The following is an 18,974-nucleotide window of genomic DNA, read 5'->3' as shown; positions in this document are numbered from 1 at the left end:
CGGGAGACCGGGGGCGGCGTCGTCGTCGTCAGGCGGCCGTGCGGGCCGCGCGCCCTCAGAGGGTGTCGATCGGACCCGTCAGCGCGAGGTCGCGCACGATCGGCACGGGCGCCGTGTCGGTGCGACGGTGCCGGGGCGCGGCGGGCTCGATGCGGACGCCGGCGACGGCGAGGCGCTCCGCCGTGGACTCGGCCGAGACCGGTTCGCCCACCGTGTCGTAGGTGCCCATCGGCACGACCGAGTGCACGACCGTGTCGCGGTACAGGTGCACGAGGTTGAACGACTGGGCGCCGTCGCGGCCGCGGGTGCCGCCGAGACGCGAGTTGAGGTCCTGGGTGTAGCAGGTGGCGGAGGCGACGCTCACGGGGACGCCCGCGAACATCGCCGTCGTCGAGTAGTGCAGGTGGCCGGCGATGATGGTGCGCACGTCGCTGCCCTCGATGACCTCGGCGAGCGAGGCCTGGTCGCGCAGCTCGACGAGCACGCTGAGGTCCTGCACGGAGGGGACGGGCGGGTGGTGCATGGCGATGACCGTGCCGTCGGGGGCAGGCGTGCTGAGCTCCTCGGCGAGCCAGTCGAGCTGGGCGCCGGTGAGCTCGCCGTGGTGGTGCCCGGGCACGCTCGTGTCGAGCGTGATCACGCGGAGCCCGTTCACGTCGTAGACGAGGTCGACCGGCCGGTCGGAGGGGAGCTGCCCGAAGAGCTGCTCGCGGAACGCCCCGCGCTCGTCGTGGTTGCCCATCGCCCAGATGAGCTGGGCGCCGAGCCGTTCGGCCGCCGGCTCGAGCAGTGCCCGGAGCTTGCGGTACGCCTCCGGCTCGCCCTTGTCGGTGAGGTCGCCCGTGAGCACGATCGCCTCGGGACGGACGCCCGAGGCCTCGATCTCGCGGACGATCTGGCCGAGGCGGGCCTCGCTGTCGACGGCCCCGTAGAGGGGCCTGTCGCTTCCGACGAGGTGCGTGTCGCTCAGGTGCAGGACGAAGTGATCGGGCCGTGGGTGCTCGGCCGTCCGGAGATCCATGAGTTCTCTCATTCGATGTCACCGACGGGGGCCTCGGGATCGGGACCCTCGTTGTGTGTTCGACACCAGTCCATCATCCGGTGGCTCCGTGTGGGGTGAACGGACCTGCGTGTTCCGGTGAACGGTGGGCGAACTCAGGGCCGGACCCGAGGCGGCAGCGCGCAGGAGGTGCGACTGCCGGCCCCGGGACCGGCCCGGTGAGCAGGCGGTGCGGGTGCTGGAGGTGTTGCGGGGTCAGGGCTTGAGGACGACCTTGATGCAGCCGTCCTCCTTCTTCTTGAAGATCTCGTACATCTCGGGCGCCCGGTCGAGGGGCACCGGGTGCGTCGTGAGGTCCTCGGTGCCGAGCGGGTCGGACGGGTCCTCGACGAGGGGCATGAGGGTGTCCATCCACTGGTGCACGTTGCACTGGCCCATGCGGATGGTGATCTGCTTGTCGAAGAGCGTGAGGAACGGCGTCGGGTCCGCGGTGCCGCCGTAGACGCCGCTGAGCGAGACGGTGCCGCCGCGGCGGACGACCTCGAAGGCGAGGTGCATCGCGCTGAGGCTGTCGACGCCCGCCTTCTGCATCAGGGCCTGGCCGACCTTGTCGGGCAGCGCGGCCGCGAACTTCTGCACCATGCTCACGCCGCCGTGGTCGTGGGCCTCCATGCCGACCGCGTCCACGACGGAGTCGGGTCCCCGGTCGTCGGTCATGCCCTTGATGACGTCGGCGACGTCCTTCGTGAGGTCGAGCACCTCCACGCCGTGGCGCTCGGCCATCGCGCGGCGCTCGGGCACGGGGTCGACTCCGATGACACGGAAGCCCTTGTGCACGCCGATGCGCGAGGCGAACTGGCCGACCGGGCCGAGGCCCAGCACGACGACGGTGCCGCGCTCGGGCACGTTCGCGTACTCGACGCCCTGCCAGGCGGTGGGGAGGATGTCGCTGAGGAACAGGTAGCGCTCGTCGGGGAGGTCGTGGCCGACCTTGACGAGGTTCGCGTCGGCGAGCTTGATGCGCAGCTGCTCGGCCTGGCCGCCGGGGACCTGGCCGTAGAGCTTGGTGTAGCCGTAGAGGGTGGCGCCCGAGCCGTACTCGGTGACCTGGGTGGTCTCGCACTGCGAGAAGAGGCCGCGCTGGCACATGAAGCACTCGCGGCAGGCGATGACGAAGGGGACGACGACGCGGTCGCCGACCTGGATGCGCGAGACGGCGGAGCCGACGGCGGTCACGACGCCCATGGTCTCGTGGCCGAGCACGTCGCCCTTGTCGAGGTAGGGGTCGAAGACGTCGTACAGGTGCAGGTCGCTGCCGCAGATCGCGGCGGACGTGACCTTGATGATCGCGTCGGTGGGATCGACGATGGTGGGGTCGGGCACCTCGGTGACGGCGACGTCGGCGATGGACTGGTAGGTGAGAGCCTTCATCCGTCCCGTCTACGCCGGGGGACCGGGAGCGCCCTGGACCGGGAGGGTACAAGGCGGGGGGACACGACGACGGCGGCCGATCCCGTGAGGGGACGACCGCCGTCGGACGATGCCGCGCGTGCGCGGGACCGGGTGCTACGCGTCGACCGCGACCTGGGTCGCGACGATGTTGACGACCTTGCGGCCGCCCTTGTTGCCGAACTCGACCGCGCCGGGGGCGAGGGCGAACAGGGTGTCGTCACCGCCACGACCGACGTTGGCGCCGGGGTGGAAGTGGGTGCCGCGCTGGCGGACGATGATCTCGCCGGCGAGGACGACCTGGCCGCCGAAGCGCTTCACGCCGAGGCGCTGTGCGTTCGAGTCGCGGCCGTTACGAGTGGACGATGCGCCCTTTTTGTGTGCCATGTGGTGTCAGCTCCTGGGATGTCTTCGGCGTCGCGGTGCTACTTGGTGGTGATCGAGGTGATCTTGACGCGGGTCAGGTCGGCACGGAAGCCCATGCGACGCTTGTAGCCGGTCTTGTTCTTGTAGTTCTGGATGACGATCTTCGGGCCGCGGAGGTCGTTCAGGACCTCGCCCTCGACGGTGACCTTCGCGAGGTCGTCGCCGGTGAGGATCGTGTCGCCGTCGACGTGCAGGACGGGGACGAACGAGACGGTGTCGGATGCCGAGGCCTTGAGGCGGTCGACGGTCAGGATCGTCCCGACCTCGACCTTCTCCTGACGGCCGCCGGCGCGCACGATTGCGAATGCCATGGGAACTCCTGGGAAGATTGGGGTGTGACGTCCGGATCGCCGGACGACGTCGCGCTGCCGCTCGGGCAACTTGGGTAGTCTTTCACAGATGTCACGACCGATCAAACTTCGACGCCCGCCGCAGTTCACGGCCGAGATCGTCGACGACGCCCGGGGGCGCCTCGTCGACCTGCTGGCCGACCTGCACGCCCTCACGTCCGAGCACGGCGACGACATCGAGGTCTGGGGCTCCGCCGTCACGGCCGCGGGCTGGGAGATCGCGAGCCTGGGGCAGTGGCTGGCCCTCGAGGGGGAGGCGGTCCTGCTGCTGGGCGGCGCCTCCTACCCGGAGATCGCTGAGCACCAGGGCACCAGCGCGTCGGCGGTCCACGGCCGGGTCGGCCGGTCGCTGACGCTCGCCCCGTACGCCCAGGCCGCGGGGCCCGACGGAGCCACGACGCGGGTCACCGCCGAGGGGCTGGCGCAGGCTCGCGTCGAGTACGCCGCCGAGGCCGCGGCCGACCCGGCCTCGGCCGGCGACGGGCGGCAGGACCCCGCCGTCAGCTCGTCCGGCGACTCGCTCGCGGAGCGGCTGCCCGAGGTGCTCCGCGCCGGGGCCCTGCGCACCACCGGGATCGTCGAGGCGCTGCCGGGCTACCGCCGTTCGAGCGTGCTCTCGACCCTCTCGGTCCTGGCGCGGCAGGGCGTCATCGTGCGGACCGGCCACGGCGTCTACGCCCTGCCGCCCGCCGAGGGCGGGACGGCAGCGGCGCAGACGCCGTAGACCTGCGGGGTCCTCTCCGTCAGCTCCCCGGGACGAGCCCCAGGGCGGCCTGCTCCGCGTCGTCGAGCATGCGCGACCGGATCAGGAACCGGCGCCCCTCGGGCGACTCGACCGAGAACCCGGCGCCCCGGCCCGCGACGACGTCGATCGTGAGGTGGGTCCACTTCCAGTACTCGAACTGGCTGCGGGACATGTACACCTCGATCGGGTCGAGACCGTCGACGTGCAGGTCGCCCAGGTGGACGTCGACCGCGCCGACCCGGAAGAAGCCCACCGGGTAGCACATCGGCGACGAGCCGTCGCAGCAGCCGCCCGACTGATGGAACATCAGGGGGCCGTGCTTGGCCGTGAGGTCGACGAGGAACGCCGCCGCCTCCGCGGAGACGTCGACCCGGGAGGGCAGGGCGACCGCCTCGGGGGCCGGGGCCGGGTCGGCCGGGCCGACCCGCGCCTCCTTCGCTGAGGTGTCCATCAGAAGAAGCCCATCGGGCCGTCCGCGTAGCTGACGAGCAGGTTCTTCGTCTGCTGGTAGTGGTCGAGCATCATCTTGTGGTTCTCGCGACCGATGCCGGACTGCTTGTAGCCGCCGAACGCGGCACCCGCGGGGTACTGGTGGTAGGTGTTCGACCAGACGCGGCCGGCCTGGATGTCGCGGCCGGCCCGGTAGAGCTGGGCGCCGTTGCGGCTCCACACGCCGGCGCCGAGGCCGTAGAGGGTGTCGTTGGCGATCTTGATCGCGTCGTCGTAGTCCGAGAAGCTCGTGAGGCTGAGGACCGGGCCGAAGATCTCCTCCTGGAAGATGCGCATCGAGTTCCTGCCCTCGAAGATCGTCGGGTTCACGTAGTACCCGTCGGTGAGGTCGCCGCCGAGGTCGGCGCGGTCGCCGCCGAGGAGCAGCGTCGCTCCCTCCTGCTTGCCGATGTCCATGTAGCTCAGGATCTTCTCGAGCTGGTCGTTCGAGGCCTGAGCGCCGATCATGGTGTCGAGCGACAGGGGATCGCCCTGCTTCACCTTCTTCACCCGCTCGATGCCGTCGGCCGTGAACTGGTCGTAGATCGACTGCTGGACGAGCGCGCGCGACGGGCAGGTGCAGACCTCGCCCGAGTTGAGGTTGAAGAACGAGAAGCCCTCGAGCGCCTTGTCGTAGAAGTCGTCCTGCTCGTCGGCGACGTCGGCGAAGAAGACGTTGGGGCTCTTGCCGCCGAGCTCGAGGGTGACGGGGATGAGGTTCTCGCTGGCCATCTGCATGATGAGCCGGCCGGTGGTCGTCTCGCCGGTGAAGGCGATCTTGCGGATGTTCGGGTGGCTGGCCAGGGGAGCGCCGGCCTCGACGCCGAAGCCGTTGACGATGTTCAGGACGCCGGCGGGCAGCAGGTCCTTGATCAGGTCCATGAAGACGTGGATCGACGCAGGGGTCTGCTCGGCCGGCTTGAGCACGACGCAGTTGCCCGCCGCGAGGGCAGGGGCGAGCTTCCACACCGCCATCAGCAGCGGGAAGTTCCAGGGGATGATCTGGCCCACCACGCCGAGCGGCTCGTGGAAGTGGTAAGCGACGGTGTCGCCGTCGATCTCGCCGGTCGAGCCCTCCTGGGCGCGGATGGCGCCGGCGAAGTACCGGAAGTGGTCGATCGCGAGCGGCACGTCGGCGGCCAGCGACTCGCGGATCGGCTTGCCGTTGTCCCAGGTCTCGGCGACGGCCAGCATCTCGAGGTTCGCCTCCATCCGGTCGGCGATCTTGTTGAGGACGATCGAGCGCTCGGTGATGGTGGTGCGCTTCCAGGAGTCGAAGGCCCGCCACGCGGCCTCGACGGCGCGGTCGACGTCCTGGGCGTTGCCCCGGGCGACCTCGGTGAAGGGCTTGCCGTTCACGGGGCTCGGGTTCTCGAAGTACTGCCCGCTCGCCGGGGCGACGTACTCGCCCCCGATGAAGTGGTCGTAGCGGGCCTCGAACTGCACGGCTGCGCCCGGCTGGCCGGGCTGCGCGTAGGTGCTCGGGGGAGTGGTGACGGTCATGGCTGTCCCTTTCGACGACGGTGTCGGAGGCCACGGATCGCGCGGCCCTGTGGGGTCAGGGTAGGTCGGCCGACGTTGCGTCCCGTTGCGCGTCCCGACCCGCTGCGGGACCCCCGACGGCGCCCGCCACGAGACCCGCCCGGCGGGGCGACCGGGGCGGCAGCAGCCGCAGCAGCTCGCGGCGGGCCGGCTCGTCGTCGGCGCCCTGGGCGGTGGCCACCCACTGCAGCAGCACGTCGACCGAGCCGGAGGTGCGCAGGGACTCCCCGAGGTGTCGCGCCAGGTCGCCGCGGAGGCTCTCGACGCCCGGGGCCGACGAGCCCGGCAGCACCGGGCCCGTCGCGGCGTGCAGGGCGGCACGGTGCGCCCCGCGGTCGAGCAGGTGCACGACCTCGTCGGCGTCCGTGGCCAGTGCCGTCGGGAGCCGGTACGGCCGCGACGTCGGCACGAGCGAGGGGACGACCGCCTCGAGCACGTGGCGGAGCCGGACGAGCTCGGGCCGCAGGGTGCCGACCGTGCCGCGCTCGCCCCAGATCGCGTCGGCCAGCGCCTCGGCCGACCACCCCTCGGGCCGAGCGGCGAGCAGGAGGAGGAGCTCGGAGTGCCGTGCGCTCAGCGTCGTGGCGGTCCCGCCGACGTGGAGCACGGCCTCGTCACGGCCGAGCACGTCGAGCCGCGGCGGCCGCGGCGTGCGCGTCGGCGTCCAGCGGGCTCGGGGGCGGCGGACGGTGCGCGTCCTCGAGAGCGCGAGCTCCGCCTCCATCGCGGCGACCGTCGCGCGCAGCAGCGGCAGGGTCTGCTCGCCGGCGGCGCGGTCGTCGCCGGTGATGTCGACCACGCCGATGAGCCGTCCGTCGGCGGGGTCGTGCACGGGGACGGCGGTGCAGCTCCACTCCTGGACTAGGTGCGAGAAGTGCTCGGGCCCCCTGACCTGCACGCCGCGGTCGAGCTCGAGGGCGGTGCCGGGCGCGGACGTGCCGACCCTCGACTCGGCCCAGCCGGCCCCGGCGACGAAGAGCATCGACTCGGCCCGGCGTCGTGCCTCGCGGTCGCCCTCGACCCAGAGCAGCCGGCCGCGTTCGTCGCCGACGGCGACCAGCAGGCCGCTGCCCTCGACGTCGTCGAGCAGGAGGCGCTGGACGACCGGCAGCAGCAGCGCGAGCGGGTGCTCACGACGCCACGAGGCCAGGTCGTCGTCGGGCAGCTCGAGCAGGGGGAGCGCGTCGGGGTCGACGCGCTGGTCGGCGGCCCGCTGCCAGGACGCCGCGAGCAGGAGCCGGCGCGCGGCCCCGCGGGACGCACGAGCGGTCGGCGGGTCGGGTCTCGCCGCTGCCATGTCGCCCCTCGTCGTCGAGCGGAGGCGTCGGCAGGGCCGTCGGGCCCGGCATCGTCGCCGTGGTGTCGGCAGCCTACGTCGCGGCTGCTCGCGGCGGAAGGGCCGCGGGGTGCCCCGCGCCCGCCGCCCGCTCACGACTCGACTCGTCGCGTCTCGCGCCTCGCGCCTCGCGCCTCGCGCCTCGCGCCTCGCGCCTCGCGGAGTGGTCGTGCTCGTGTCGGCAACTCCTGACGGGTGCACCGCGGGTGACGGCACCGCCGCGCCGCCACGCCCCGCGCGGAGCACGGAGCAGGAGTTGTCGACCGAGCGGATGCGCCGTGTCGGCAACTCCGGACGGGTGCTCCGCCGCGGACGGCGTCGCCGGACCGCTGAGCGCCACGCGGAACACGGAGCAGGAGTTGTCGACGCGGGGGAGGTAGAGCGGGGTGCAGGGCAGGGCAGGGCAGGGCAGGGCCAGGCAGGGTCAGCGGGCGCAGGCGATGCAGAGGCGGGCGGTGGGCCGGGCGTCGAGCCGCGCGTCGCCGATCCGCGCGGCGCAGCGCTCGCATCGGCCGAAGGTGCCGTCGGCCAGCCGGCCGAGCGCCGCCTCGGCGTCGGCGGCGCGCTCGAGGGCCGAGCGACGGACCGCGTCGAGCTGCGACCGTTCGTAGGCGATGGTCGAGCCCTCGGGGTCGTGTTCGTCATCGACGTTGGCTCCCTCGCGGGCCTCGGCCACCGCCTCCATGTCGCGCAGCAGTCGCTCGGCCAGCGCGAGCGCCTCGTCGCGGGTCCGGCGCAGCTGTCCGGTCGGGTCGGTCACGCGACGAGCGGCGGCACCCGCTCGCCCTCGGGAGGCGCGGCCGGGGGAGTGCCGTCGCCGAACGGCCGCCCGCCGAGCTCTTCGCGGCCGTGCTCGGTCAGCCAGCCCGACGGGTCGGGACCGGCCGGGACGATCCCCGTCGGGTTGATGTCGCTGTGCACCACGTAGTAGTGCGCCTTGATCTGGGCGAAGTCGATCGTGTCGCCGAAGCCGGGCGTCTGGAACAGGTCGCGGGCGTAGGCCCAGAGCACGGGCATCTCGGCCAGCTTGGAGCGGTTGCACTTGAAGTGGCCGTGGTAGACGGCGTCGAAGCGGGCGAGGGTGGTGAAGAGGCGGATGTCGGCCTCGGTGATGGTGTCGCCCACGAGGAATCGCTGCCCCGCGAGGCGCTCGGACAGCCAGTCGAGGCGCTCGAAGAGCGTGCGGTACGCCCGCTCGTAGCTCTTCTGCGAGCCGGCGAACCCGGCGCGGTACACGCCGTTGTTCACGTCGCGGAACACGACGGCGTTCACCTCGTCGATCTCGGCGCGCAGGTGGTCGGGGTAGAGCTCGGGCGCACCCTCGCGGTGGTGCTCGGCCCACTCGGTGGCGAAGTCGAGGGTGATCTGCGGGAAGTCGTTGGTGACGACCTTGCCGGTCGGCACGTCGACGATCGCGGGCACGGTGATGCCGCGGGGGTAGTCGGGGGTGCGGGCGAAGAACGCCTCCTGCAGGCGCTCGATGCCGAGCACGGGGTCGCGGCCGTCGGGGTCGAGGTCGAAGGTCCAGCTGCGGGCGTCGTGGGTCGGCCCGGGCAGGCCGAGCGAGATCGCGCCCTCGAGGCCGAGGAGGCGGCGCGAGATGACGGTGCGGTTGGCCCAGGGGCAGGCGCGGGCGGCGACCAGGCGGTAGCGGCCGGCCTCGACGGGCCAGCCGTCGACGGCGTCGCGCGTGATCCTGTCCTCGATGTAGTTCGTGTCGCGGGTGTACTCCTGGCCGGGCTCGACGTACGTGCCCTTCGCCTGCTGCTCGTCGCTCATGCTCGCCACCCTACGCAGACGCGTCCGAGAGCCTCGCCGAGAGCCTCGCCGGGAGCCTCACGCGGACGCGTCCGAGAGGTCGGGCAGCTCGTGCCCCTCGGGTGCCGTTCCCACCGCTGCCCGGCTCGCCTGCCAGTCGCGCCACATCGCCTTCAGGTCCCAGGCGGCCTCGGCCTCGAGCGAGATGCCGCGCTCGCCGGTGCGCCTGGTCCGCCCCTGGATCAGCAGCAGCTTCGTGCCGAACAGCAGTGGCCCCGACCTCGCCTGCGCCTCCTCGAAGAACGTCGCGTCCGCGCAGCCCGTGCCGTCGTCGACGCTGATGAACACGACCCGTTTGCCGCTGCGCATCGGCGGCGTCTGGGTGGCGATCCGGATGCCCGCGACGAGCACGGTGGTGCCGTTCCAGTGGTCGCGCAGGTCGGCTGCCCGGACGACGCCGAGGTCGTCGAGCATCGGGCGGTAGCTCTCGATCACGTGCTCGCTGACCTCCATCGACAGGATGTCGAGCTCGTCGCCCACCCTGTCGCGCAGGCTCACGTCGGGGGTGCCGGTGGGCACCTCCGCCGAGTCGTCGACCGAGAAGTCGAGCTGGTTCTGCACGTCGGAGGCGCGTGGCCGTGCGGTGCGCTGCGTCAGCGACCGCACACGGGCGAGCACGTCGCCCCTCGTCCGCCCGGGGCCGGCCAGGGAGTCGAGCGCGCCGACCTGCGCCAGCCGCTCGATCAGCCGCCGCGACGGCGTGGCCCGCTGCCAGAAGTCGGTGATCGACTCGTAGGGCCGGCCCACGACGACGCGAGCGAGCTCGGAGTCGCTGATGCCGTGCACGTCGGAGAGCGACAGGCGGATGCCGAGGTCGCCCGGGCGGCTGGGCGCGATCGGCGTCGCCGGGGCGCGCACCCGCTCGACCCTGTAGACGTCCGTCGACGCGTTGACGTCGAGCGGCAGCACGGGCACGCCCATGCGTCGCGCCTCGGTCAGCAGCAGCCGCTTCGGGTACATCCCGGGGTCGTGCGTCAGCACCCCGGCGAGGAACTCCGCCGGGTAGTGGGTCTTGAGCCAGGCGGTCTGGTAGGTGGGCAGCGCGAACGCGGCGCCGTGCGCCTTGCAGAAGCCGAAGGAGCCGAACCCCTTGAGCACCGCCCAGATCTTGTCGACCTGGGCGTCGGTGAACCGCCTCCTGCCGTCGTCGTCGACGTTCGCGGTCGTGCGCCTGCGGAACTCGACCTCGAGGGCGTCGTCCTGGCCCTTGCCCATGTGCCGGCGGATCTCGTCGGCCTCGGCGAGCGAGACCTCCATCGTGGCCTCGAGGATGCGCAGCACGTGCTCGTGGTAGATCACGACGCCGTAGCTGTCGTCGAGGAACGGCGCGAAGCTCGGGTGCAGGTAGTCGGGCCGCTGGAAGCCGTGCTTCGTGTCGAGGAACGGCGCGACCATGTTGCCCTTCATCGGGCCGGGGCGGAACAGCGAGATGTCGGCGATCAGGTCGCTGTAGCGGTCGGGCTGCATCTTGCCGATCAGCTCGCGCTGCCCGGGGCTCTCGATCTGGAACATGCCGAGGGTGTGGGTGGTGCGGATCGCCTCGAAGGTGGGCTCGTCGTCGTGCGGGATCTCGTCGAGCTCGACCCGCCCCTGCCGGTTCACGTAGGGCACGTCGACGGCGAGTCCGCCGGCCAGGGCGGCGCGGGCGCCGTTCACCCGCTCGATCTCGTCGAGCGCGTAGGCCATCGAGCTCTGCATCCGGACGCCGAGCACGTCGAGCTTCAGCAGCCCGGCGTCGTTCATGTCGTGCTTGTCGAACTGGCTCATCGGCAGCCCGATGCCGCTCGGCTGCACCGGGGTCGTGCTGAGCAGGTCGGAGTCGCCGAGGATCACCCCGCACGGGTGCATCGAGATGTGCCGGGGCAGCCGGTCGAGCCGCTCCGTCAGGTCGACGAGCAGGTCGATCTGGCCGTTCTGCCGGGCGAGGTCGGCGATGGCCCGCAGCTCGGGCTTCTCGGCCATGGCGGTGCGGAGGTCGCGGGCGTTCGAGCGCCAGACGTTGTTCGCGACGAGGTCGATCTGGTCGTCGTCGAGCCCGAGGGCCTGGCCGGCGTCGCGCACCGCCCCCCGGCCGCGGTAGGTCGACTGCATCGACATGAGGGTGACCCGGTTGCTGCCGTAGCGGTCGAAGATCGCCCGGTAGATCTCGTGTCGCCTCGCCGACTCGACGTCGATGTCGATGTCGGGCAGCGTCTCGCGCTTGTTGCCGAGGAACCGCTCGAACAGCAGGTCGTGCTCGATCGGGTCGACGTTCGAGATGCGCAGCAGGTAGGTGACCAAGCTGCCGGCACCCGACCCGCGCGCGGCGTTCCGCACCCGCATGTCGCGCATGAGCGCCGAGACGTCGGCCACGGTGAGGAAGTAGCTGGCGAAGCCGAAGCCCGTGATGATCCCCAGCTCGTAGCGCATCCGCTCGTCGACGGTGCGGCGCATCGCCTGGTCGGCATGGCCGAAGCGCTCGGTGACGCCCGCCTCGGCCCGGCGGAACAGCACCTGGTCAGGATCGCCGTCGACGCCGATGGCGCTGAGCTCGGGGGTCTTCGGCCGGCGCCAGCGCAGGTCGGCGTCGGGGTCGAGACGACAGCGGTCGGCGAGCCGCTCGGTCTCGGCCAGCATCTCCTCTGCGGCGCGACGAGGGCACGAGGAGGCGTCGGCGACGAGGGTCGCCAGCGCGCGCATCTCGTCGCCCGGCTTCAGCGACGCCTGGGCGTTCGGCTGCGGCGTGAACGCCCCGAGCGGCGCCAGGTGCCCCGCCGAGTCGAGCACGTCGGCCGTGACCGCGCCGTCGGGGTCGAGGTAGCGCACCGCGTTGGTCAGCACGGCGGGCACCCCGACGTGCTCGGCCAGCTCGAGCATGCGCGCCGCGTGCCGCACGCTGCGGTTCTCGCCCGGCTCGGTGAGGTGGCAGACGACCTCGACGGCCACGCCGCCGGGCAGCTCGCGCGCCCAGGCGGCCAGCGACGCCGCCGCGGCCGTGTGCCGCCCCTCGGCGACCAGTCGGCCCACGTCGGAGTCGGGCCCGAGCAGCACCGTCGCGTCCGCGCCCTCGTCGCCGCGGAGGAACGCCCGCAGCCGTGACCGCGGGATCGTCGCGACGCTGTTCGCGCTGCCGCTCACCCGCCTCGTCGCCCGGCCGTGCGCCGCGCTGATCAACCGGCAGAGAGCGGCCCAGCCCGCACCCGGACGGCCCCCGCCCGCCCCGTGCGCGAGCACCACGATGCGGTCGACCGAGGAGGCGCCCGCCCTGCCCCCGGGACCGGCGCCGGCACCGGCAGACGCGCCCCCCGCCTCCTCGGCGCCGCCGCGTGCGCTGCCGCTCTCGTCGGCCGTGTCGTCGACGCAGCCGAGCTCGACGCCCACGATCGGGTCGATGCCCGCCGCCCGGCAGGCGCCGATGTGCCGGATCGCCCCGTAGAGGCCGTCGCGGTCGGTGATCGCCAGCGCGTCCGCGCCGTGGGCGGCAGCGTGCTCGACGAGCTGCGCCGGCGGCGTCGTGCCGTAGTGCGCGCTGAACGACGACGCCACGTGCAGGTGGGTGAAACGCATCGTGCTGCCTCGGTGCTTCTCTCGTCGGACCTCCCGGCCGAGGTCGGTTCGAACGTGTGTTCGACGAGTGTACGTCGCCCCGGCGGGGTGCGACGACCCCGGACCGCGACCGGACCACGACCCGAGCGGCGACCGCACGACGACCCCGGACGGCGACCGCGCCCTGCTGTCATCATCGTCGGATGCCCCACCGACGAGCCGCCGCCCAGGACCCCGCCCGGACCGCCACCCGGTGGACGCGGACGCTGCTGGCCCAGCCGCGCCTCCTCATGGCCGCGAAGGGGGCGCTCGCCGCGGCCCTGGCCTACTGGATCGCGCCCCACGTGCCCGGCGTGGCCGCCGAGTACCCCTACTACGCCCCGCTCGGGGCCGTGCTGGCGCTCTGGCCGACCGTCAAGACGTCGCTCAAGCAGGGGCTGCAGACGATCCTCGGCCTCGTGATCGGGGTGCTGCTCGCGACGACGGTGTTCGCACTGCAGGAGGGGCAGCCGGGCGTGCTGGCCGTGGCGCTCGTCGTCGGCCTCGGCACCCTCATCGCGGGGATCCGCTGGCTGGGTGCCGGCCGCGACTGGGTGCTGACCGCCGGCCTCTTCGTGCTGCTGCTGGGCGGGGCGAACGCCGAGGACTACTCCACCGGCTACGTCGTGCAGATCGGCGTGGGCGTCGCCGTGGGCGTCGTCGTCAACCTCGTCCTGGTGCCGCCGCTCTACACCGGTCGGGCCGAGCGCCGGCTCCGGCTCGTGCAGGCGTCGCTCGCCGACCGCGCCGACGACGTCGCCACCGTGTTCGAGGCGGACTGGCCGATCGAGGACGACGACTGGGAGCGGCGAGTCGCCGTCCTGCCGAGCACCCTGCGGCACGTCCGCGACGCCGTCCAGTACGCCGACGAGTCACGTCGCCTCAACCCGCGCAGGCTGCTGCGCCGCCGCGACCTCGCCTCGGAGTACGCCGACCTCGTCGTCTTCGAGCGGGTCGGGTTCCACCTGCAGGACCTCGCCGAGGTATCCGGCATCCTCGGCCGCCGGATCGGCCGCCAGATCGGCATCGTCGACGACCTCGCCCCCGTCGTCGCCCGTGCCGTCCGCAGCGTCGGAGAGGTGATCAGGAGGCGCGGCGGCGACGACCGGGACGCCTTCGTCACCGCCCGCCGCGACGTCGAGGAGCTCTGGCGGGCCATCGACACGCACCGCGAGCTGCCGACGGTCGCCACGAGCGGCGGCGTCTCGGTCGCCGTCTCGCTCGGACGGATCATCGCCGCGCTCGACCCCGACGACTCGACGGCTCCCCGCCCCGAGGACGAGGCGGTCGGCGACCTCGACGGGGACGGCGACGTCGACGCCGACGACTCCGCTGCCGAGGTCGGCGGCACCACGAGCACCGGCCCCGTGGACGACCCCACGGCGCCCCGCGACACCGCGCCGCGCGACAGCGAGCGACGCCAGGAGGCGCAGGGCCCGGCCGCCGACGGCGTGGCAGCCGACGACCAGGCCGCCGACGACCGGCCCGCCGACGGCGAGGCGGAGGACGCTGCCCGCGAACGCTGACGGCGTCCGGGGCCCGGGCGCAGTACGGTGGGGGAGGCATCGTCGCCGAACGCCCTGCCGCGCCCTGCGCCGGTCTCGCGGATGCGCCCACGGCGTGCCGCGACCCCGCCCCGGCCCGGCCCGGCAGCCCGTACCCCTCACACACCGAGCGGCGACCCGTCGCCGCCTTCACGGAAGCCGTACCTGTGACAGACACCACCACCCTCATCATCCTCGGAGCCTCGGGAGACCTGACCGAGCGCCTCCTCCTCCCCGGTCTCGCGAGCCTGCTCAAGAGCGACCGCGGGGTCGACGTGCAGCTGATCGGCACCGGCCGCAGCGAGCGCAGCCCCGAAGAATGGGACGACGTCGTCACGACCGCCTTCAACGGCGACGCGGGCAGCGACCTCGCCAAGAAGACGCTGGCGTCCAGCCAGTACATCCAGGGCGACCCGACCACGGTCGAGCACCTGAAGGCACTCTTCGAGGCGTCCGAGGGCACGCCCGTCATGTACTTCGCGCTGCCCCCGGCCATCAGCACCAAGGTGATCCAGGCGCTCGCCGAGATCGACCTGCCCGACGGCCTCCGCCTCGCGCTCGAGAAGCCCTTCGGCTCCGACGAGGCGAGTGCCCGCGAGCTCAACGCCGAGCTGCTCAAGATCGTGCCGGAGGAGCGCATCCACCGCACCGACCACTTCCTCGGTCGCGCCACGGTGCTCAACATGATCGGCCTGCGCTTCGCCAACCGCCTCTTCGAGCCGGTCTGGAACAGCGAGAACATCGAGAAGGTCGAGATCTTCTACGACGAGGTCCTCGGCCTCGAGGGCCGCGCGCAGTACTACGACAAGGCCGGCGCGCTGATCGACATGATCCAGAGCCACCTTCTGCAGGTGCTCGCCGTCATCGCGATGGACGCCCCGTCGAGCATCGACTCGGTCGAGCTGCGCAGCGAGATCGCGCGCGTGCTCCGTGCGACGTGGGTCAAGGGCGCCGACCCGATCGCCTCGAGCCGCCGCGCGCAGTACGCGGCCGGCACCATCGACGGCAAGGACGTGCCGGCCTACGCCGACGAGGACGGCGTCGACAACGAGCGCCAGACGGAGACGCTGGCCGAGGTCGAGTTCGAGGTCAAGACCCGTCGCTGGGCGGGCGTCCCGTTCATCCTCCGCTCGGGCAAGGGCATGACGAAGATCCGCAAGGAGGTGCTGATCACCTTCAAGCCGGTGCCCGCACTCCCGGAGGGCCTCAACGGCTCGTCGACGCCCGACACGCTCCGCATCGAGATCAGCCCCGAGACGATGGAGCTCGGCGTCACGACCAACGGCTCGGGCAACCCCTTCGACCTCGAGAAGTCGACGATGTCGGTCACGCTGGGCAAGCCCGAGCTCACCCCCTACGGCGAGGTGCTCAGCGGCATCTTCCACGACGACCCGACGCTGTCGATCCGCGGCGACGTCGCCGAGCGCTGCTGGGCGATCGTCGCTCCGGTGATCGAGGCCTGGAAGGCCGGCGACGTGCCGCTCGACANTCCTCGAGCAGGGCGGCCGTCGTCGTCTCCGTCTCAGGCGGAGGAAGAGGCCCGGGCCTGGGCCGGGGCCTGCTGCTGCGCCTTCGCGATGGCGTCGGCAGCACGGACGAGGGCGAGGTGCGAGAGCGCCTGGGGCGTGTTCCCGACGTGCCTGCCGGTCGCGACCTCGATCTCCTCCGACAGCATGCCGACGTCGTTGCAGTAGCCCACGAGGCGGTCCATCAAGGCCACCGCGTCGTCGACGCGGCCGGACGCCGCGTACTGCTCGGCCAGCCAGAACGAGCAGGTGAGGAACGGGTTCTCGGCACCGCTCAGCCCGTCCACGCCGCTCTCGGTGCGGTACCGCCGCAGCAGGCCGTCGTGCAGCAGGTCCGCCTCGATCGCCGCGACGGTGCCGAGCATCCGCGGGTCGTCGGCGGCGACGAACCCGACCTGGGCGAGCTGCAGCAGCGACGCGTCCACCTCCGCCGTGCCGTAGTACTGCGTGAAGGTGCCGCGGTCGGCGTCCCAGCCCTTCGCCTCGATCTCGGTGCGCACCTCGTCGCGGAGCGCACGCCACCGGTCGACGGGGCCGTCGAGGCCGAACTGCTCGACGCCCTGGATCGCCCGGTCGAGGGCCGCCCAGATCATCGCCCGCGAGTGCGTGAAGTGCTGCAGCTCGCCCCGGATCTCCCAGATGCCGTTGTCCGGCCGGGTCCAGTTGTCCTCGACGTACTGCATCAGGGCGCGCTGGAGCGGCCAGGAGTACTCGGTCTCCTCGACGCCGAGCAGCCGGGCCTCGTGCAGGGCGACCATCACCTCGCCGAAGATGTCGCCCTGGTACTGCTTGTAGGCGGCGTTGCCGATGCGGACGGGGGAGGCGCCGTCGTAGCCGGGCAGCTGGCCGAGCTCGCTCTCGTGCAGGTAGCGCTCGCCGGCCAGGCCGTACATGATCTGCACGTCGGCGGGGTCGCCGGCGATGGCCCGCAGCAGCCAGCCGCGCCACCGGTCGGCCTCCTCGGCGTAGCCGTGCAGGATGAGCGCCTGGAGGGTCATGGAGGCGTCGCGCAGCCAGACGTAGCGGTAGTCCCAGTTCCGTGAGCCGCCGAACTGCTCGGGCAGGCTCGTCGTCGCGGCCGCCACGATGCCGCCGGTGTCCTCGTTCGTGAGCGCGCGAAGGATGAGCAGCGACCGGTGCACCTCCCGTTCGTACACGGGGGGAGCGGTGCACCGGGCGGCCCACTGCTGCCACCACGTGACCGTCTCGTCGATCCGGGCCGTCACGTCGATCGCGGTGGGCGGCTCCCGGTGCGAGGGGTACCAGGTGAGGCTGTGGTCGACGGTCTCGCCGGCCGCGACCTCGAAGTCCGCCTCGTGGGTGTGGTCGGTGGCGGTGAGGCGCGGGCCCCGGACGACGACCGCGTCCGGCCCCGCCGTGGCGACCAGGGCGGTCCCGTCGGCCTCGGGCACCTGGCGCACCCACGGGACGGCCGTGCCGTAGCCGAAGCGGATGGCGAGGTCGACGTGCATCGTCACCGTGCCGGAGACGCCGGTCACGCGCCGGACCACGTCGGCCCGTCGGTCGCCGTAGGGCATCAGGTCGGTGACCTCGACCACCCCGGTGGGCGTGGTCCAGGTCGTGACGAGCACGAAGGTCCCGTCGACGTAGCGCCGGGTCGACGTGGCGTCGGCGTCGCGGGGGGCGACCAGCCACCGGCCGGAGTCGTGGTCGCCGAGCAGGGCGCCGAAGGTCGACGCCGAGTCGAAGCGGGGCAGGCAGAGCCAGTCGATGCTGCCGTCGGTGCCCACGAGGCAGCCGGTGTGCAGATCGCCGATGAGCGCGTAGTTCTCGATGGCCAGGGGCATTGGCACATCCTGCCAGCGGCGGCTCCGACAGGTCTCAGCGCTGCAGCGTCGGGTCGGGCCAGAGGGTCTCGACCTGCGGCTTGCTGCGGCGGGTGCGCGCCCACACGAAGAAGCCGACCAGGGTGAAGGCGCCGTAGAAGACGTACATGAGGCCCGAGGCGTAGTAGCCGGCGCTGAAGAGCAGGGGCGTGCCGACGAGGTCGACGGCGACCCAGATCAGCCAGAACTCGACCCAGCCCTTGGCCATGCCCCAGGTGGCGAGCAGCGAGCCCGTGAAGATCCAGGCGTCCGCCCACACGGGTTCGTACGAGCCCAGGGCGCTGAAGACGGGGGTGAGGACGGCGGTGCCGCCGAACAGGGCCACGACGAGCACGACCCGGTTCTTCGCGCCGGCCCAGCGGGGCTCGACAGGTGAGCTCGCGCCTCCGTCGCGGGAGCGGCTCCAGCGGTACCAGCCCCAGATCGACACCGCGATGAACATCACCTGGCGCCCTGCCTGGCCGAGGAGGTTCACGGGGTTCGGGGTGTCGAAGACGGCCCCGAGGAACACGGTGAACAGCAGGGCGTTGCCCACGATGCCGACCGGCCAGGCCCACACCTTGCGGCGCATCCCGCCGAGGGCGCTCAGCAGGCCGAAGACGTTGCCGATCACCTCGCGCCACAGGATCGTCTGGTCGCCCAGGACGAGCTGTGCGTCGAACAGCCAGCGGATCAGGGTCATCGTGTCCTCCTCGTCGGTGACGACGCCGGGCGTCGTCGGATCGGGGAGGCGCGACCGCAGGCGCGATCGACGCTCGCTTCTCTCATCCAGACTTTACTGTCGGCTCCAGAATGGCCCTCGCAGGGCTGTCACTGGATCAGCCTCTCGGTGTCGAGAGGGTCGCGGGCTGTCACCGCCGGTACGGAATCACACCGTCCCCGAAGCACTCGTGAGAACGAGTCTGGCACCCCGGGCATTCCCGAGAGCCCCGGGCGTCTCGCGACGTCACGCGAACAGCTGCTGCTCGACCCGGTCGTCGAACACGCCGAGCAGCAGCCACGAGCCGTCGGCACCGTCGCGGGCGAGGTCGAAGGTGCCGTCGACCCGGTGCGCCCCGTCGGTCAGCGGCAGCGCGTCGACCCGCCAGACCGGCAGCTCGAGCAGCGCCTCCCCGGCGCCCCGGGGCGCCCTGGCCGCCGATCGCCACCACTCGCGTCGGGTGACCCACCGCTCCGGCGGGCTCACCACGCCGTACACGACCCCCCGCCAGACGAACCGCAACGGCGCCCCGCCCTCGGTCGTCTCGACCGGCACCGCTTCGTCGACCTTCATGCCGCCTCCTCGTTCGAACGTGTGTTCGACCTCGAGTGTAGGTCGGGCCCCCGACATCGGCCAGG

At 72.4% G+C, this 18,974-nt stretch carries 14 protein-coding genes, 2 pseudogenes and 1 riboswitch; of the genes and pseudogenes, 3 read left to right on the top strand and 13 right to left on the bottom strand.

Annotated features, from left to right (window positions below; genetic code table 11):
• Positions 1 to 55: 55 nt before the first annotated feature.
• The 4 genes from IFT90_RS08840 to rplU form a co-directional block, all read right to left on the bottom strand.
• A complete protein-coding gene (locus IFT90_RS08840; protein WP_192041861.1) occupies positions 56 to 1,021 on the bottom strand; it encodes a phosphodiesterase in 966 nt (321 codons plus the stop codon).
• A 234-nt stretch (positions 1,022 to 1,255) separates the two neighbouring features.
• Positions 1,256 to 2,431, bottom strand: coding sequence for an alcohol dehydrogenase catalytic domain-containing protein (locus tag IFT90_RS08835; protein WP_192041860.1), 1,176 nt, complete (start codon positions 2,429 to 2,431; stop codon positions 1,256 to 1,258).
• A gap of 135 nt (positions 2,432 to 2,566) precedes the next feature.
• A complete protein-coding gene (rpmA, locus tag IFT90_RS08830) occupies positions 2,567 to 2,836 on the bottom strand; it encodes a 50S ribosomal protein L27 (protein ID WP_123546220.1) in 270 nt (89 codons plus the stop codon).
• A 38-nt stretch (positions 2,837 to 2,874) separates the two neighbouring features.
• Positions 2,875 to 3,186, bottom strand: coding sequence for a 50S ribosomal protein L21 (rplU, locus tag IFT90_RS08825; protein WP_123546218.1), 312 nt, complete (start codon positions 3,184 to 3,186; stop codon positions 2,875 to 2,877).
• Positions 3,187 to 3,274: 88 nt separating this feature from the next.
• Here rplU and IFT90_RS08820 point away from each other — a divergent pair, with 88 nt between their 5' ends.
• Complete coding sequence (locus IFT90_RS08820) at positions 3,275 to 3,949, top strand: hypothetical protein (protein WP_192041859.1); 675 nt, start codon at positions 3,275 to 3,277, stop codon at positions 3,947 to 3,949.
• 19 nt (positions 3,950 to 3,968) lie between these two features.
• On the opposite strand, the gene IFT90_RS08815 is transcribed toward IFT90_RS08820, so the two are convergent.
• The 6 genes from IFT90_RS08815 to IFT90_RS08790 form a co-directional block, all read right to left on the bottom strand.
• The gene (locus tag IFT90_RS08815; protein WP_192041858.1) at positions 3,969 to 4,421 is read right to left on the bottom strand and encodes a DUF779 domain-containing protein; all 453 of its coding nucleotides are present in this window, start codon (positions 4,419 to 4,421) and stop codon (positions 3,969 to 3,971) included.
• Positions 4,421 to 5,962 (bottom strand): aldehyde dehydrogenase family protein, encoded by a 1,542-nt coding sequence (locus IFT90_RS08810; protein ID WP_192041857.1) that lies wholly within the window; start codon positions 5,960 to 5,962, stop codon positions 4,421 to 4,423. The genes IFT90_RS08815 and IFT90_RS08810 overlap by 1 nt, the downstream gene beginning before the upstream one ends.
• Before the next feature lie 55 nt (positions 5,963 to 6,017).
• Positions 6,018 to 7,298 carry a GAF domain-containing protein gene (locus IFT90_RS08805; RefSeq protein WP_192041856.1) on the bottom strand — a complete coding sequence of 427 codons (1,281 nt, stop codon included), beginning with the start codon at positions 7,296 to 7,298 and terminating at the stop codon, positions 6,018 to 6,020.
• Between the two features lie 463 nt (positions 7,299 to 7,761).
• Positions 7,762 to 8,097, bottom strand: coding sequence for a TraR/DksA family transcriptional regulator (locus IFT90_RS08800; protein WP_371740902.1), 336 nt, complete (start codon positions 8,095 to 8,097; stop codon positions 7,762 to 7,764).
• A complete protein-coding gene (locus IFT90_RS08795; RefSeq protein ID WP_192041855.1) occupies positions 8,094 to 9,116 on the bottom strand; it encodes a glutathione S-transferase family protein in 1,023 nt (340 codons plus the stop codon). Before IFT90_RS08795 ends, IFT90_RS08800 begins: the two co-directional genes overlap by 4 nt.
• A 57-nt stretch (positions 9,117 to 9,173) precedes the next feature.
• On the bottom strand, positions 9,174 to 12,701 hold the full coding sequence (locus tag IFT90_RS08790) for a DNA polymerase III subunit alpha (RefSeq protein ID WP_192041854.1): 3,528 nt from the start codon (positions 12,699 to 12,701) through the stop codon (positions 9,174 to 9,176).
• A 182-nt stretch (positions 12,702 to 12,883) separates the two neighbouring features.
• On the opposite strand from IFT90_RS08790, the gene IFT90_RS08785 reads away from it, so the two are divergent.
• Together IFT90_RS08785 and IFT90_RS08780 are read left to right on the top strand one after the other, a co-directional pair.
• Complete coding sequence (locus IFT90_RS08785; RefSeq protein WP_192041853.1) at positions 12,884 to 14,245, top strand: aromatic acid exporter family protein; 1,362 nt, start codon at positions 12,884 to 12,886, stop codon at positions 14,243 to 14,245.
• A gap of 185 nt (positions 14,246 to 14,430) precedes the next feature.
• Positions 14,431 to 15,751 (top strand): annotated as a pseudogene (locus tag IFT90_RS08780) (glucose-6-phosphate dehydrogenase); the annotation flags it as partial.
• A gap of 34 nt (positions 15,752 to 15,785) precedes the next feature.
• Here the strand turns inward: IFT90_RS08780 and IFT90_RS08775 are convergent.
• The 3 genes and pseudogenes from IFT90_RS08775 to IFT90_RS08765 form a co-directional block, all read right to left on the bottom strand.
• Positions 15,786 to 17,606 (bottom strand): annotated as a pseudogene (locus tag IFT90_RS08775) (glycoside hydrolase family 15 protein); the annotation flags it as partial.
• 25 nt (positions 17,607 to 17,631) lie between these two features.
• Entirely contained in the window at positions 17,632 to 18,318 is a 687-nt protein-coding gene (pnuC, locus tag IFT90_RS08770) for a nicotinamide riboside transporter PnuC (protein ID WP_192041851.1), read from the bottom strand.
• 70 nt (positions 18,319 to 18,388) lie between these two features.
• A riboswitch (FMN riboswitch) is annotated at positions 18,389 to 18,527 on the bottom strand.
• Between the two features lie 55 nt (positions 18,528 to 18,582).
• Positions 18,583 to 18,909, bottom strand: coding sequence for a DUF6504 family protein (locus tag IFT90_RS08765; RefSeq protein WP_146900249.1), 327 nt, complete (start codon positions 18,907 to 18,909; stop codon positions 18,583 to 18,585).
• Positions 18,910 to 18,974 lie beyond the last annotated feature (65 nt).

The organism is Frigoribacterium sp. CFBP 8766 (assembly GCF_014841435.1).
Taxonomy (GTDB): Bacteria; Actinomycetota; Actinomycetes; order Actinomycetales; family Microbacteriaceae; genus Frigoribacterium.
The sequence above is the reverse complement of the archived record's forward strand: the minus strand, read 5'-3'. Positions and strand labels throughout refer to the sequence as shown.